Consider the following 15,803-nt stretch of genomic DNA (forward strand, 5'->3'; position numbering starts at 1 on the left):
ATAGATACCTTGATGAGGAGAAATTTTATAACAGATCTGAGTAGGTAAGACCATAGTAACTTAATTCTTGGACTAATCTGTTAATAACTGTAGCTTGATTGCTGGCTGCCCGGGCAAAATCAATAACTCTTTTGATCTCCGATGCAATTAATTTTACCTCACTATCGCTCCAAGGGTTAAGACATCGATTCAAGTTGCTTTTTTCTTGGCCACCAGCTGCCGGGATAATTTTGCTGCGACGTTGAATAAATTGACGAGGAGAAGCATCAGCATCGAGGATAATTCCTGGACTGACTTGTGTTATATCAACTCTCTCATCAAGACATTTTACTGTCACTAATGCGTCAGTATTTCCCGAAGACAACTGTGATAATAACACAACTCGATCGCTGTCTGAGGAACTAGAGCGAGCGATTCTTTTTCCCTGACGCACCAATCGGGTACCAATCTAAACAAGGTAGATAAATTTTTTTCAATGAGATTATGGCGATCGCTACGGTATTCTTCTAATAAGTCTAATTGTTGTAGTGACAATTTAAATTCCTCCTCGATCTCGTTTTAAGTCATAAATCACTTTTTCATAACACCAGCTTTTACTGCGTTGGGGATTTCTCAATCTAATATTTAAAAGCAATCGAGTCGCTAAAGCTTTATCTCCATTCACGAGGGTTAAAAGTTCTCTTTCTAAGTAGAAAAGTTGCTGCTGACTGATTGGCAAATTTTGACGATTATTTTTAGAAGTAGCTCTTTTCGGTTTAGTGGGGGATAAAGATACGGTATCGACTAACCACCAGATAGCTACAGCTAACCCCAACAACAGCACCCCCATAAAAGAGTATAAAACGATGCCTAGTAAATTCATTAATCAATTCCCGTGTTTGTTAATGATCAAGATTTTAGGCTAATCTACCGGCTCTTCTCGACTTTGTGTGATAATTTTTGCTTATGGAATCGTGAAATGCTTATCGGGTAACACTTTTAGGACTATTTTGTCGAAGAAACTATCAGTATAGACCTCGTTTCCACACAGAAACCAGAAGAGCCATCTACCCCATACAAAAACACCATAAAAGCTAAAATAGATAGCTGACAGTGATTCTGAACACAATAGCAATATATACTAAACCGCCTTGTATTATCGTCTTCTTCTCGATTTTAATACCCTAGAAAACGGGTTAATTGCCTTAACACCCGAACAAAGTCATTATCTTAAAAAAGTTGTTCGTTTAAAATCCCATGACCGTTTTATTGCCCTAAATGGACAAGGACAAGCGTGGTTAGCGGAAATAATTGATAATTCTGCCCATCTTTTAGAAGCGATAAACGAAACTAGCGAACTACCAGTACAAGTGAATTTAATGGTAGCAATTACCAAAAATGGCTTTGATGATATTGTTCGCGCTGCCACCGAATTAGGAGTTTATCGGATTATCCCGCTGCTGACAGAACGCGGTTTAGTTAATCCTAGTCCTCAAAAAATTGACCGTTGGCGAAAAATTGCCCGGGAAGCTGTAGAACAATCAGAAAGACAGATTATTCCCATAATCGAAGAACCACAGCCATTTTTAGCCATCCTTAAGCGGGGAGCTAACCCACAGACAACTTGTTATATTGGTGTTACGCGTAGAACAGTGGCCCCGCTACTTTCTCAATTACAAACATCAACCGAGATAACCATGGCCATCGGACCGGAAGGGGGATGGACGGAGGCAGAAATAGAACAAGCAATCGCCGCTGATTTTCTACCTGTATCACTGGGAAAACGCATTTTGAGAACAATTACCGCTCCCTTAGTGGCTCTCGCTATCATTAACGCCTATTTAGACAGCTAATTGACTACAGTTTTTATGACCAAGACTAGCAATCGAGATAACTGAAATCCTTTCGCTTCTTAACTAGGGTTTGCGGCAAAAAGTTTTTTGTGGGGGCAGGGTGTGGGGTGTAGGGTGTAGGGTGTAGGGTTTTACCGGTTTTCAGGTGGTCAATTACCCAATTTTCAGGGAAAAAGTCCAGGGATTTTCCCCCTGCTCACTCCCATGCCCGGCACTTTTGGATTTCAAAAAAGTCTAGAAGTCTTATCCAACAAGGTTTTTAGATTTATTCAGCAAACCTTACCTAAAGCAAAAACTAGCAGCAGTTCCCCAGTGGTCAGATTTTCCCCTTTTTGTCGAATAGCACCCTCATCTTCCCCGAAAAAACTCCCCCTAGCGCAACTTTATGACCCCTAGTAGCCCTTCTAACCCCTCTTTTGACTGGTTTAACCCCTCGCCCCAGCAAGACAGCGATTTACTGGCACAAATCGGCTTTATCCCCGGTGTCAAAGAATTTCTCACCCTGCGACAGGTTCACGCCTTGGAACACGCCACCGTCTGGGTATTAAGCGAAATGGCTGCCCGTCGTCAATCGCCTTTTGACCATTCCCCCGCAGATAACGAGGCCCTGGGGGGACTGTCCACCGATAGGGGTTTTTATCTCTACGGACAGATTAATACAAATGAACTGCAAATTGCGGCCAAACAGGCACTCCGTCGTCTCAAAAATGGCGAGGGGCAATTGGCATTACATCCGCGTTGTGGCACCAATTTATCGGTAACTTTAGCCTTAACCGCCGGCTTAGTCTTAGGAACTCATCTTATCTTCCCCAGAGGTCCGATTTCTCAGTTATTAGGCTTAGGTTTAGCCACTGCCACCGCTTTTCAAATCGGGCCAGATGTGGGAATGTCGGCCCAAAAATACCTGACTACGGCTATTCCCTTTAACTTAACAATCGTTAACATTGCACCAAAGGCAGACCTATGGGGACGTTCGGGGCATTTTGTCCAAACAGAGTGGCAAGATTTGCAATAAAACTTAAAGTAAAAACCCTTTCGGCAAACTCGCTCTGATTGTAACCTGTTAACTAAACCCTAAAAAAAAACAACAGCTATGCCTGGAATCGAACGCGGAGCCGAAGTTAGAGTCAAACGGAAAGAGTCTTACTGGTACAACGATGTAGGAACCGTAGCCAGTGTTGACAAAAGTGGTATCCTCTATCCCGTTATCGTCCGTTTTAAAACTGTTAACTACCACGGTTTTAGTGGTAGCGCCGGTGGACTGAATACCAATAACTTCGCTGAAAGTGAATTGGAACTCGTTAAGGCTGCCCCCGCTAAGAAATAAAGCTGACTAAAATTCAGCCTATCATCACCGACTGACTGACAGGAATTCTCTCTTGTTGGTCGGTTTTTTTATAGCTATCAGTAATCAGTTATCAGTAATCAGTTATCAGTGAACAGTAAACAGTTTACTGATATTACATTTTGGGCGCATCGCTTGCGCCCCAACCATATAAAAACTGACTAATAAATTATCTAAAAGTCGCTTGAACCTTTAGCCAACAAGAGTGAATTAGTTTAATTGTCCTAGATAAGTTTTTAAATACTTGACAAAATATATCAAATAATTTATAATATTAGATAACCAAAAATCATGATAATGTGCTATCAACATAATCGGGTTTGAGGTGTTTAAAAATTAGTTTTTCAGTCATGAAATCTGGAATTTATGAGCATTTTAGAACTGATAGAAAAAAGACTAGAAGAGAACTTTGCCCTCCACGAACAATACCTAAACCCCCAGATGGTTAGGGTACTAAAAACGATCGGCTACGATCGCCACTACGTTAAAGCTGAAGGTCCGTACCTATTTGACAATCACGGGGAAAAGTATCTGGACTTACTGAGTGGTTTTGGTGTTTTCGCTCTCGGACGCAATCACCCCAAGATCGTGCAAACTTTACAAGAAGTATTGACGGCAGCATTGCCCAATTTAGTCCAATTGGATGCTTCTATCCTAGCGGGATTGCTGGCGGAACGGTTAGCAGCGATCGCCCCTCCCGGATTAGAACGAGTTTTCTTTGCTAATTCCGGCACAGAAACTGTCGAGGCCGCCATTAAATTCAGCCGCTACGCCACCGGACGCAGCCAAATTGTTTACTGTCAGGGAGGCTACCACGGGTTAACCATGGGTTCCCTTTCCGCCACCGGCGATCCCCATTATCGCCAGGGATTTGGACCATTTGTCGCCGATTTTAAGGAAATACCCTTCGGCGATCTGACCGCACTCGAAAAAGCTCTAATTAACCAAGACGTAGCGGCTTTTATTACCGAACCGATCCAAGGTCACGGGGTGAGAATTCCCGAACCGAACTATCTCCCGGCGGCGGCTGCCCTTTGTCGTCGTTATGGCACTCTTTTTGTAGCCGATGAAGTGCAGACCGGTTTGGGCCGGACCGGCAAAATTTGGGCAGTGGAACATTGGGGGGTAGAACCGGACATTTTATGTGTTGCCAAGGCTCTTTCGGGTGGTTTTGTGCCAGTGGGAGCGGTTCTCTGTCGTCGCTGGATCTTTGATAAAGTATTCGATCGCATGGATCGTTCTGTGGTTCACGGTAGCACTTTTGGTAAAAATAATCTGGCCATGGCCGCCGGTATTGCCACTTTACAGGTGATTGAGGAGGAAAAATTAGTCGAGCGATCGGCTTTGATCGGTCAACAAATTATCGCAGAACTGCAGCCCCTCGTAGATCAGTACGAATGTTTGCAGGAAGTGCGGGGATTGGGTATGATGATCGCCTTGGAATTTGCCGAGCCGAGCAGTTGGTCACTAAAAGCCGCCTGGAAAATGCTAGAAACCGCCAATAAAGGGCTATTTTCCCAGTTAATCGTCGTTCCCCTCTTTACCCGTCATCAAATCCTCTCCCAGGTTTCCGGCCACGGCATGAATATCATCAAGTTTATCCCCCCCCTCACCCTCTCCGATGAGGATTGCCGTTGGCTTGTCACCGCCGTTAAAGATGTGGTCGCTGATGCACATCGCTTCCCAGGGGCCGCTTGGGAATTCGGCAAAACCTTGGCCAGTCAAGCTATCCGCCAAAAAACCGCCAAAAAATAGTTAATATGTCCAGTTTGTTTCATCCCCTCTGCGGTAGTAATCTTAGTACCCTATTACGTTTATTTTTGACTAATGGCGGCATCGATCGCCCCAATTTGGCCCCAGCAACCCTGGCGCTGGCAGTTACCCTAGCGCGACTGCCTTTTTCTACCCTAGAACGAATTTTAATGACAGGGTTTTATGAGCGCCGCGTGCAGGTAAAAGCACCCATTTTTATTGTCGGCTATTGGCGCAGCGGCACGACCCATCTGCACAATTTACTCGGTCAATCGGAGCATTTTGGCTATATTTCGCCCCTAGCGGTGGGATTACCCTGGGATATCCTCGGTATCGTCCGCTTATTTCAACCGCTGCTAGAATTGGCCTTACCGAGCGATCGCCATGTGGATAACGTCGCTGTTACTCCCAATTCACCCCAAGAAGACTCGATCGCCCTGGCCAGCATGATCCCCCTTTCCTACTACCATGGTTTATACTTTCCCCAACGTTTTCAGTACCATTTCGAGCGAGGGGTTTTTTTTCAAGGCTGCAGCGAGAAAGAAATCGCCAATTGGCAGCGTTGGCATACTCATCTATTAAAAAAAGTTTCCATCCACCAAAAAGGCAAACAATTACTACTCAAAAACCCCGTTTATACGGCACACATCGCCAGATTGCGAGCTATCTGGCCCGATGCTAAATTTATTCATATCTACCGCAATCCCTATCTAGTTTTTCCCTCAACCCGCCACTTTTTCACCCGCATCCTACCGGAACTAGCACTGCAACCCTACGATAATTTATCTATTGATGTCATCGAGCAAGCGATTCTGAAAAGTTATCCCCCAATGATCAATTCTCTCCTGCGAGATAGTGCCGATTTACCCGCCGATAGTTTTGTAGAAATTCGTTTTGAGGATTTAGAAAAAGACCCCCTAGCACAAATCGAGAAAATTTACGATCAACTGCAACTTCCCGACTTAAAAATAGCTATGCCTCGCTTTGAGAAATATATCGCCAGTCTGCAAGGATATAAAAAAAATAATTATCCCCCAGATGCAAAAGCGATCGAGTTAGTCGAATCCCATTGGCTGCCATTTATTCAACGTTGGAATTATTTTTAGTTATCAGCTTTTTCAGTTATCAGTTATGAGTTATCAGTCATAACTCATAACTCATAATTTAATATGAAATATCTTAAATTTATCTTTCTGGGTTTAGGTTTTGTTTTACTAGGGGTAATTTTGCGCCAAACAAATCTGCAAGAAGTTTGGCAACAAATCACCCTAGTCGGTTGGTGGGGAATGACATTAGTGATTATTTTTTACTTCCTAGAATTTCTCACCGATGTTTTTACTTGGCAACTAACTTTTAAAAGTATTCCTATCCAACCTAGATGGACAATTCGCCTATTATTAATTTACATGGTAGGGGCAGCCTTTAATCGCGTGACTCCCTTCGCTTCGTTGGGAGGAGAAGGTTTTAAAGCAGTGATGTTAAAAACTCACTATCAGATTAGCTACAAAGAAACCAGTGCCTCGATTATTTTGACCAAGACGTTAAATACTGCTTCCCTTGTCTTCTTTGCAATTATCGGTTTTTTTCTGCTCCTAGCTTCCCCAAAATTTTCTAATTCTTTTAAAACTTTTACCGGATTAAGTCTCGCTATATTCTCCAGTTGTATTCTGATATTTTTCTTGATTCAGCGATTCCGTTTATCCTCCAGAATAGTTAATCGATTAGGTCATTCTTTTTTAGGCGATCGACTAGCCAAACCTTTAGAAAATCTTCGCAGTGTCGATGATCGTTTAGGAGAATTTTACCGGAATCTGCCCCTATTTAGAAATGGCTTGATCGTCGGTTTTCTCAATTGGCCTCTCGGAGTTTTAGAAATCTATGTTTTAATGCAGTTTCTCCAACATCCGATCAGTTTTGCCGATGCTTGGTTATTTGATTCTGTTGCCCAATTGGTACGCGCTGGAACCTTTTTTATTCCCGCTAATATCGGTACTTTAGAAGGTTCTTTAGTGCTGCTGGGTGCTTCCTTAACCGGCAGTCTAGAATTAGGTTTAGCGATTTCTGTAATTCGCCGGGTTAAAGATATTCTCTGGATTATATTAGGTTTATTGATCTGGTGGTTATTTTCCCTAAGACCGACTTTACCCGATCGCTCTTCAAAATAATCTCAATCATACTAAATCCGTTGAGTATAGGTAACATATCAGGAGAGGCACTCACGTACTCATGTACTCATGCAAAAAGGGGAATAAATAATCAGTCTTTAATAACCAGATTTAGTATTATCAGTAACTTTTAAATTAGTACAAATATATGAACAACTGCGTGTAAGCATCCCACCGAAAAGCTAATGCGCGGGGGTTTGGGGGCGGCGCCACGCCCCCAACGGGGGGTTTGGGGGGTAGAACCCCCCAAAAGTCTGGATTGAGGACAAAAAATCTAGAAAGCACAGTTTTTAAAAATTCGCCTGGTTAAAGATATTCTCTGGATTAGCTTAGGTTTGTTGATCTGGTGGTTATTTTCCCTAAGACCGACTTTACCCGATCGCTCTTCAAAATAATCTCCATCAGTCAACTCCCGATTATTCATCCTGTAATTTTTCGCGTACATTGCGAACAATCCGCGATAATTCAGTCTTTTCATCGACGCTAATTTTAGTCGGAGAACCACTAATAATCCGCTCGTAATTGCGGAAAGAATCCTTGATATCCGCCCCATCCTGACTGATAGTATATTCACGAATGCCTTTATCGTGCCAAGAACCGCGCATCTTAAAGACGTTAATCGCTCGCGACATTTCGCCACGAATTTCCACATACTGCAACATTAAAATCGTGTCGGTAATCGTAGAAATATGGGATTCAGTGATCGAGTGCGCTCCCATAAATTGGTCGGTGGTATTGGTGAAAAATCCCGTAATTTCCTCCTGTTTGGCGTATCCTGTCACCCCGATCACAAATTGCCGAAAAGCATTATTTGTCACCCCGCGAGCGAGCGCCGATAGAGAATCGATGGCAATGCGGGAGGGTTTAAATTCCGAGATTTCCGACTTAATCATCTGTAAATGGTCTTCCAATCCCGCCGATTCCGGGTAAGAACACAACAATTTTAATAATCCCTTGCGTTCCATCTCCTCAAAATCGATCCCCCAAGAAGAAGCATTTCGGGACAATTGGGCGCGAGATTCTTCATAAGCGAACAAAATCGCCCGCTCACCGCGCCTACAGCCTTCTTCCAGAAATTTACTGACTAAGAGAGTTTTACCCGTACCTGTTGCTCCTGTGGCCAAAATAATCGAATCCTTGAAAAAACCGCCTCCACACATATCATCAAGGGTTTTTACTCCCGAAGAAATGCGGACATTAGAAGAGCGCTGAGTTAAACGCATCGCACCGAGGGGGAAGATATTAATGCCATCATTGGTGATAGTAAAGGGATATTCCCCCTTCATGTGGGTTGTTCCCCGTAATTTGAGGATTTCTGCGGTTCTGCGTCGCCTTTCTCCCTCTAGCACGTTCCGCATAATTACCACATTATCAGAGACAAATTCCTCTACACCAAAACGGGCCACCGCTCCGTATTCTTCGATACGTTCCGTGGTCATAATTGAAGTCACTTCTAATAATTTTAACCGGGCCACGAGCCGAAAAATTTCTCGCCGCACCACTGATGCCGCTTCGTACTGCTGAAAAACGGCAGTTACAGAGTCAATTGATACCAGTTTGGCTTTATATTTGGTAATTGCGTATTGAATGCGCTCGATTAGGGCCGAAAGATCAAAACTACCCACCACCTCTTGACCTTCCGGATCCGGGGAAGCATCGAGAATAAATAATTTACCCTGGTCAATTAATTCTTCTAAATCCCAACCAAAACTATAGGCATTTTGGATAATATCGGTGGGAGATTCTTCAAAAGTAACAAACAGGCCCGGATAGTCAAAATACTTGATCCCATGGTAGAGAAATTGCACAGCAAGCAGGGTTTTTCCCGTGCCAGAAGTGCCACTAACTAAGGTAGTTCTCCCCATGGGTAAACCACCGTGAGTGATCTCATCAAAACCTTCAATTAGGGTTCTAATTTTGCGAACACCTTTCGGTTTAATCGGTGGATTCGATTGGCTATTAGAGTTAGATTGAGTCATTATTTATCCAGCGAGTATTTAAAGAGTAGGATTTTTATCTAATTTTTCCACAGAAACATATCAAGCCTGACTAAACACTTTACACTATCTCGATTTCCATTGACTCTTGACTTTCCCCTAGAGGTACTAGATTAAGCCCCGATCATTTCTTCTTCAATCAATATAACCCGTCTAATCAACTATGGACAAAGACCTAGCTATCATTTTCTCGTTCACGAATTTCCTCGTATAGTAAGTCTAAACCGATCAGAACCTTCTCTCGATCGGACAAATCACCGATAATTTTCCGCACCGGGGGAGGGAGGACTTTCGCAAGGGTAGGAGTAGCGAGAATCTTGTCTTCCTCCGCTAGTTGCGGGTTTTTCAGCACGTCAATCACCTTGAGCGCATACACTCCCTGAAATTCCTCTTCTAGGATATTTTTCAGGGTTTTTAAGGCCCGCACGGAGTTGGGGGTATTGCCGGCGACGTACAGTTTTAAAACATAGGTTTTTTTAAAGACGCTCATAGGTTAAGATCAAAGGGGCTGGGGATAGGAGTTTATTGTTATTTATGGGGGAGATTTTAGTCTATTCCCAATAATAAATCATAAGGGATATCCTCGCGAGGTATGGAACGACGATACATTTCCCCCAAGTGAGCAAGGATATCAATGAGAGCGAGACGATAATCTAGGAGAATTTCCTCACTTCTGCCTTCTAATTTTAACTGTTGGGAAAATTCGTCCATTAACTCCATGTGAATTTCCAGAATTTGCGACACTGAGAGATCGGTAAAAAAGACATTATTAACCAACTCATCGATCGCTTGATTAATCGGATAATCCTGTTGGAAGTAATTTAAAATAATCTCCCGATAATCTCTTCTTAATTCCCGCAGTAATTCTTTTTTTTCCTCCGGGGCAAGATTGCGATAGAATAGCTGCGGGTTGCGTTTGTAGTAAACACCTAAATAGCCGAGTCTTTCTTTTAATTTTTCTGCTAAACGGCGCTGTTGTAGGAGGAGAAAACTGTGATTATTTTCCACGGGATTCGGTTGGTTAACAATCGTAGTACGCTCGGAAAAAGAGCAATTAGGAGCTAAATGGAGAAATCGAGCGATCGCTTGGTCGATAACCGAGGTGATGCTGTCTAATTCCTTGACGGTGATTTGTAATTCGGCACTATGATAGAGACAGGTGGGAGAGTCATTCATCTCAGGAGCGATGTTCTTGTCAGCGACAATGATCACTACTGGCAGTAAAATCCCCCCTTCGTAGAGTTGATTAAAAGTCGGCTGTAGGGAAGGATGAAAGACCACCAGCAAACAATCGATTTTTTCCTTCTCTGCCTCGATATTAGCCAATAGTTCGCTAGAAGATGACCCCAGGGTTAGATTATACCGTTCATTAGCCAATAAAGCCGTCAAAGAATTAACCAGCCCCAGAGGTGAACTCACCCCCGTCAAGGGTGAGTCCGTTGGGACAAAAGCATAAATAGTCAGTCTCGGAGGCAACGTTTTCTCACCCGCAAGGTAGATAGAAATTGACAAACAATAGGTTAGGCTTTCTCTGTTGAGAAGACAACCCCCCGCCATCAGCTAAGGGAAGTTAAAGGTTAACTTTGCTTTTTGGCAGTAGGTATCGTAGTTAATTGTAATCAATGGAGCGGTTCTCTAGATGAGCGAGCGTCATAATCAAGATAAATTCAAGTTCTAGGACGACTAATAGTTTGGCCATCAGTTTGTTAATTAGGGCTGGCTGAATAAATCTAAAAACCTTGTTGGATAAGACTTTTAGACCTTTTTGAAATCCAAAAGTGCCGGGGATGGGAGTGATCAGGGGGAAAATTCAGGGACTTTTGCCCTGAAAATTAGGTAATTGACCACCTGAAAATCGGTAAAACCCTATACCCTACACCCTACACCCTGCCCCCACCGAAAAACTTTTTGCCGCAAACCCTAATTATGCCCTAAAGCTACCGCCACCGCCCCCTAATTATCCCCATGCCTAGCGTTACCCTCAGTCTCCATCACTTTAATCAATCCGTCACTGCCTGTGAATTAATTATTGACAGGGCCAGTCTTTGCGATTTAATTAACACGGGCAATCCAGAAGCGATCGTGGTGGTGGATGAGAGGTATTGTCCCCTAGGACTGATTGAGAGTCAAGCCCTGATTGCTTACCTCCTCTATCAACAACAGCACCCAGAAACCAGAAACCCCTCCCCCAACTGTCTGGATCTGAGCGGTTGGCTGCGTCCGATTATCCCTCTTAACTCGCGCATGGCCGTGAGTGAATTTCTGGCCACCCTGACGGGAGAAGCGATCGCAAAAGCCCCTATTTTAGTCGATGCTCAGGGGAAACTGTTAGGACGCTTAGACACGGGCAAACTTCTCCAATTTTGTCTCGGGCGTTCGATTCTCGATGATCCCCCCCCGCGGCTCCGCATCAGCGATCGCATCCCCCCCCGCAGCGATCGTCCTCTGGAATTTCTGGAACAATTACCGCTGCCGCTGCTGCTCTACAGTCCAGAAGCAGGGATTTTATACCAAAATCAGGCTTGGTGTCAACAAATCGGGGCAGCTTTCCCCGCTAATATCGATAACTCTGCCTTGGCTTTAGTTAATGACCCCCTAACCCTCCCATCCCCCACTCCCCCCCTGTTTCCCCAGCGTCTGGAAACGCTGACATCGGGTTTAACTAAGACTTGGCGCCTGTTATCCGTGCCGTTAAATTTAACGGATAATTATCCTTTGATCGAGAAAGCTTCAGGACTATGGTTACTGTTAGCCACCGATATCACCGAACAACAGCAATATTGTCAGGAATTAGCGGTTAAAAATGCCGATCTAGTCCATTTAAATCGTCTTAAGGATGAATTTCTCGCCTGTGTTAGCCATGAGTTTAAATCGCCCCTCACCGCCGTTATCGGTCTCTCCAGTCTGCTCCTGGAACAAAAAATCGGTGAACTTAACCCCCGACAGTCCAAATATGCCGATTTAATCTATCGCAGCGGTCGTCAGTTGATGGCTTTGGTTAATGATCTCCTCGATTTAACCCGCCTAGAGACAGGACAACTACAATTAACTTTATCTAGAGTCAAAATCGATCGCCTCTGTCAACGGGTGTACGATATCATCGTCGATAAGTATCCCCAACGTCTCGATCTCCCCAGCAGCTATCGTCTTGACATCGAATCGGGGTTAGACTATGTTCTGGCCGATGAGGCCCGTTTACAACAGATGTTAGTGCATTTGTTAGATAATGCGGTAAAATTTACCGTTGATGGCGGTAATTTGGGCATTAAAGTCAATCTTTGGGAAAATTGGCTGGCTTTTACCGTCTGGGATACGGGAATCGGTATTCCGGAAGAATCCCAGCATCTGATTTTTCAGAAATTCCAACAGCTAGAAAGTCCTTTCACCCGTCAATTTGAGGGCGCAGGTTTAGGTTTGGTCCTCAGCCAAAAATTAGCACGCTGTCACGGTGGCGATCTATCTTTTGTCTCCAAAGCTCGGGAAGGTAGTGAATTTACTTTACTACTGCCGGTTCATCCCCAAGGTGCCGAGCAGGAGTCCGCTACTCCCCAGCGTCTGGTGTTGGTGGTGGAAGCTAATCCCCAAGTGATCGAACAGTTTGTCGATCGCTTGAGTGAATTGGGATTAAAAGCCATTATCGCCCGTAGCGGCACTGAGGCGATCGAAAAAGCCCGGCAGTTAAAACCCCGTTGTGTTTTTCTCAATCCCAATCTACCCCTCTTGTCCGGTTGGGATGTGTTAACGCTGCTGAAATCCCATCCCCAAACCAAAGATATAAAAGTTATTGTCACCGCCGCCGATTCCGAGCGCAACCGCAGTCAACAGCAAGGGGCCGATAGTTTTCTGGTTCCACCAATCACCTCGGCTGCCCTGCAAGCTTGCCTAAATCTGACCGTTTCCCCTGTTCCTAGCCGCAAACGGCGCACTGCTCCGACTCTGCTGCGTTTACACGGTCATTATGCCCCCAATTTCTCCGATTTATCTTCCTTTAGCTGGATTTGGAATAATCAATTAGTCCGGGAGAATTATCGTTTTATCGAGGCCGATAGTTGCGAACAGGCGGAACTTTTAGCCACTGTCTGGGAGGTGGACGCTATCTTAATTGATAGTTCGATCGCAGAAGATTTATACTCTTATCTGCAAACCTTGAGCGAGTCGGAAACCCTCGCTAATTTACCCCTAGTCACCCTTGATGTGGCTGTCACCGAGGTAGCCAATCAAATCCCCGGTTTAGCCGTTTTTCCCTGTTTGGCCCCCCCAACGGAAAACCGCATTGAACAGCTATTAAAGGTAATCGAGACTGCTGATCTGGCTTTTTCTCGCCACAAAGAACAGTAAGGGTAAGTCGGGCCAGTCTTGGGATGACAAGCAATGTCGATGCTCTAGCCCGATTTTACCTAGAACTTGGTGCTAAAGCGCAACTACAAACCTTAACTCAACCTAGAGATTATTAACTCAATTTTCTCAAAAAAATCGACCAGCCGTTAGGTGAGAAAAAGAGAAGAACCGAGAACATTAACGCACCCTACAAATTAAGATGGTGCGTTACGGCGCGATCATAATTTAATTAGGGCTTGCTGAAAAAGTTTTTCGTGGGGGTAGGGTGTGGGGTGTGGGGTGTAGGGTTTTACCGATTTTGAGGGGGTCAATTACCTAATTTTCAGGGAAAAAGTCCCTGAATTTTCCACCCGATCACTCCCATATTTGGTACTTTTTGATTGACAAAAAGTCTAAAAGTCTTATTTAGTTATTCCAAATTGTTGCAAAATTAATAAATCTTGATCGCCTGTAATTAAAAAGTCAGCTTGACTATCTTTGGCTAAGGCTAAAAGGTAGTTATCTTTAGCGTTTCTACAGATATTAATTTTTGATTTAGTTTCAATACATAACCCAATTATGTTTACAAGCTCAAGTAACTCTTGAACTTTACTTTGGGGAAAATGCTTTTGTAATTTTGGTCTTTTGGTAACAAGGTTAATCTCATTAAGTAGCTGTGGAGAAAAAATCGGCAGAAGAGTTTTGGCTAACTGTTTACCAATAAGAAAGCTAATCCAAAGGTTAGTATCAATAATAACTTTAATTGGTGGCTTGTTGTCCATAAATTTCAGCCCTAACTTCCTCCACTTCTTCGGTAATTGTCTCTAAGGAAAGCTCATCAGTTTTAAAAGTTTCTAGAAGTTGGGTTAATTTTTGATTTAAAGTTTCTTTTTCGAGTTCTTTACTGAGTTTTATTTTGTCACTTTCTGGGAGTTGTTTAACCAAATCTAAAATCTGGTCAAAGTTTAAGGTTAGTTGGTAAGTTTTTTGGTTCATTTTCTCAAATTATTGTTGATTGATAAAGTTTAATTGCTCGCAGTGCATACTCAAAACAACGTTCCCGAATATCTATTTGTTTCTTCTATTCTTTTTGATAATTCATAATTCATAATTCAAAAGAAAGGTCTGGTTCAGCTTCTATACAACCGATAAAGTCAGACCAATCTTCTGTTCGCTGCTCTTTCATTTCCTGTGGGTTGGGAGAATATCGTTTTTTGAGAATATCTACAAGTTCAAGAATAGTCTGTTGTGCGTCGGGGGGAAGGGACGCAATATCTTCTTCAATTGTTTCTAGGTTTATCATTGTCATTGTTTAAATGCGCGACAGCTTATTCTCATTGTAGCAAATTACTGAAACAATTAGGCTGAAACTAATTCAAATTTAACCTTTATTTTTAGGGCTGTAGCGATGAGATTTAGCAACAAAAAAGAGTTTCCTTCATAGTCAGCATTTTCTAAGGCTTCAATAATAGATTCATCAGTATTAATTAATTCTGCTAAAGCTTTTGTTGAAAGATGATGTGTTTCCTTAATCTTAAATATTTTTCTGGCTACTTCGTCATCAATACGAGCCTTTTCTAATTCTAATTGACGTTCTGGATTATTAGCATAATAACGTTGGTAAAGAATTTGTAAGCCATCGGCTGTCGTTTGGTGTGTATTCATATCAACTCCTGAAAATAGGTGTGTAATTCGGGATTTTTTTCAAATTTAGCTTTGTTTTTAATTGCTTGCTCGATTTCCAGTGGTAGAACTTCTTTTTCTTTAATTATACCATGAGAAATGACCACAGCTTTGTTTTTATAAAAGAAATAAAGAATTCTATAATTTATTCCTTTAAAATTAACTCTCAATTCATAAATTTTGTCCCGCAAAAAGTCTGCTTCTGGTCTGCGTAATTCATATCCTAGTTCTGCCAGTCTTTGTAATTTGATAAAGCATTTGTTTTGAGCTTTGCCAGGAAGACTATCAAGCCATTCTATAATTGGTATATTACCTCTTTCATCTTGGTAAAAAATAAGTTGTATTTTTGGCATATTAAAGCTTTTATATATGTGAGTTTTCTAACAAATGATAAATTAAATAGTGTCAAGTATCGAGTTCCCCAAAAGCTGATGTTTACATGAGCAAAACCCCTAAAATTAGACTTGACAAAAGACCTGAGATTGTTATATTTTACAGGTAACAAGCTTTTAAACGAGAGAGCCACGCCCCACGCACCAATTATATCATTCATTCTACCTGAATATCAAACAGGAACTAGAAACCTGTTACTAGGGAGAGATTACTGCGGGGGGGATATTCGGTAGCAGTTAAATAATCATAATAAAAACCACTCCAGACACAGTAGCGGCTCTTGTCGGGTGCGTTAGTGATAGCGTAACACACCAATTTT

Annotated in this window: 18 protein-coding genes; 7 read left to right on the forward strand and 11 right to left on the reverse strand. The window is 42.8% G+C overall.

The features are described 5' to 3' along the window. Positions 1–25: 25 nt before the first annotated feature. From H6G40_RS03815 to H6G40_RS03820, 3 genes are read right to left on the reverse strand one after another with little or no spacing between them, the layout of a single operon-like run. A complete protein-coding gene (locus H6G40_RS03815; RefSeq protein WP_256094001.1) occupies positions 26–379 on the reverse strand; it encodes a restriction endonuclease in 354 nt (117 codons plus the stop codon). Continuing rightward, positions 337–534 (reverse strand): hypothetical protein, encoded by a 198-nt coding sequence (locus H6G40_RS23050; RefSeq protein WP_176721617.1) that lies wholly within the window; start codon positions 532–534, stop codon positions 337–339. Before H6G40_RS23050 ends, H6G40_RS03815 begins: the two co-directional genes overlap by 43 nt. 1 nt (position 535) lies before the next feature. Then, positions 536–862 carry a hypothetical protein gene (locus tag H6G40_RS03820; RefSeq protein ID WP_069473931.1) on the reverse strand — a complete coding sequence of 109 codons (327 nt, stop codon included), beginning with the start codon at positions 860–862 and terminating at the stop codon, positions 536–538. A gap of 268 nt (positions 863–1,130) precedes the next feature. On the opposite strand from H6G40_RS03820, the gene H6G40_RS03825 reads away from it, so the two are divergent. The 6 genes from H6G40_RS03825 to H6G40_RS03850 all read left to right on the forward strand — a co-directional run bounded on the left by H6G40_RS03825 (position 1,131) and on the right by H6G40_RS03850 (position 7,094). Further along, positions 1,131–1,832 carry a 16S rRNA (uracil(1498)-N(3))-methyltransferase gene (locus tag H6G40_RS03825; RefSeq protein WP_069473932.1) on the forward strand — a complete coding sequence of 234 codons (702 nt, stop codon included), beginning with the start codon at positions 1,131–1,133 and terminating at the stop codon, positions 1,830–1,832. Between the two features lie 385 nt (positions 1,833–2,217). Continuing rightward, entirely contained in the window at positions 2,218–2,847 is a 630-nt protein-coding gene (locus tag H6G40_RS03830) for a DUF6391 domain-containing protein (RefSeq protein ID WP_123230103.1), read from the forward strand. Positions 2,848–2,925: 78 nt separating this feature from the next. Further along, complete coding sequence (locus tag H6G40_RS03835; RefSeq protein WP_002733317.1) at positions 2,926–3,159, forward strand: photosystem I reaction center subunit IV; 234 nt, start codon at positions 2,926–2,928, stop codon at positions 3,157–3,159. A 384-nt stretch (positions 3,160–3,543) separates the two neighbouring features. Then, positions 3,544–4,932 (forward strand): aspartate aminotransferase family protein, encoded by a 1,389-nt coding sequence (locus H6G40_RS03840; protein ID WP_002775270.1) that lies wholly within the window; start codon positions 3,544–3,546, stop codon positions 4,930–4,932. A gap of 5 nt (positions 4,933–4,937) precedes the next feature. Next, entirely contained in the window at positions 4,938–6,035 is a 1,098-nt protein-coding gene (locus H6G40_RS03845) for a sulfotransferase family protein (protein WP_190537303.1), read from the forward strand. Between the two features lie 63 nt (positions 6,036–6,098). Continuing rightward, positions 6,099–7,094, forward strand: coding sequence for a lysylphosphatidylglycerol synthase transmembrane domain-containing protein (locus H6G40_RS03850; protein WP_069473935.1), 996 nt, complete (start codon positions 6,099–6,101; stop codon positions 7,092–7,094). Between the two features lie 416 nt (positions 7,095–7,510). On the opposite strand, the gene kaiC is transcribed toward H6G40_RS03850, so the two are convergent. From kaiC to H6G40_RS03865, 3 genes are all read right to left on the reverse strand, one after another. Further along, positions 7,511–9,073 (reverse strand): circadian clock protein KaiC, encoded by a 1,563-nt coding sequence (kaiC, locus tag H6G40_RS03855; protein WP_002743493.1) that lies wholly within the window; start codon positions 9,071–9,073, stop codon positions 7,511–7,513. 193 nt (positions 9,074–9,266) lie between these two features. Continuing rightward, on the reverse strand, positions 9,267–9,581 hold the full coding sequence (gene kaiB / locus H6G40_RS03860) for a circadian clock protein KaiB (RefSeq protein ID WP_002733742.1): 315 nt from the start codon (positions 9,579–9,581) through the stop codon (positions 9,267–9,269). Positions 9,582–9,637: 56 nt separating this feature from the next. Then, positions 9,638–10,567, reverse strand: coding sequence for a circadian clock protein KaiA (locus H6G40_RS03865; protein WP_002750903.1), 930 nt, complete (start codon positions 10,565–10,567; stop codon positions 9,638–9,640). 489 nt (positions 10,568–11,056) lie between these two features. On the opposite strand from H6G40_RS03865, the gene H6G40_RS03870 reads away from it, so the two are divergent. Beyond that, positions 11,057–13,429 carry an ATP-binding response regulator gene (locus H6G40_RS03870; protein WP_069473936.1) on the forward strand — a complete coding sequence of 791 codons (2,373 nt, stop codon included), beginning with the start codon at positions 11,057–11,059 and terminating at the stop codon, positions 13,427–13,429. Positions 13,430–13,830: 401 nt separating this feature from the next. Here H6G40_RS03870 and H6G40_RS03875 read toward each other — a convergent pair whose 3' ends face one another. The 5 genes from H6G40_RS03875 to H6G40_RS03895 all read right to left on the reverse strand — a co-directional run bounded on the left by H6G40_RS03875 (position 13,831) and on the right by H6G40_RS03895 (position 15,444). Further along, the gene (locus tag H6G40_RS03875) at positions 13,831–14,190 is read right to left on the reverse strand and encodes a putative toxin-antitoxin system toxin component, PIN family (protein ID WP_069473937.1); all 360 of its coding nucleotides are present in this window, start codon (positions 14,188–14,190) and stop codon (positions 13,831–13,833) included. Next, positions 14,168–14,404 (reverse strand): type II toxin-antitoxin system VapB15 family antitoxin, encoded by a 237-nt coding sequence (vap15, locus tag H6G40_RS03880; protein WP_069473938.1) that lies wholly within the window; start codon positions 14,402–14,404, stop codon positions 14,168–14,170. The genes H6G40_RS03875 and vap15 overlap by 23 nt, the downstream gene beginning before the upstream one ends. A 109-nt stretch (positions 14,405–14,513) precedes the next feature. Then, entirely contained in the window at positions 14,514–14,717 is a 204-nt protein-coding gene (locus H6G40_RS03885) for a hypothetical protein (protein ID WP_079205616.1), read from the reverse strand. Positions 14,718–14,767: 50 nt separating this feature from the next. Further along, the gene (locus tag H6G40_RS03890) at positions 14,768–15,073 is read right to left on the reverse strand and encodes a helix-turn-helix domain-containing protein (RefSeq protein ID WP_002732780.1); all 306 of its coding nucleotides are present in this window, start codon (positions 15,071–15,073) and stop codon (positions 14,768–14,770) included. After that, on the reverse strand, positions 15,070–15,444 hold the full coding sequence (locus H6G40_RS03895) for a type II toxin-antitoxin system RelE/ParE family toxin (RefSeq protein WP_002734817.1): 375 nt from the start codon (positions 15,442–15,444) through the stop codon (positions 15,070–15,072). The genes H6G40_RS03890 and H6G40_RS03895 overlap by 4 nt, the downstream gene beginning before the upstream one ends. Between the last annotated feature and the right edge of the window lie 359 nt (positions 15,445–15,803).

Source organism: Microcystis viridis FACHB-1342 (assembly GCF_014698335.1).
GTDB classification, from domain to species: Bacteria; Cyanobacteriota; Cyanobacteriia; order Cyanobacteriales; family Microcystaceae; genus Microcystis; species Microcystis ichthyoblabe_A.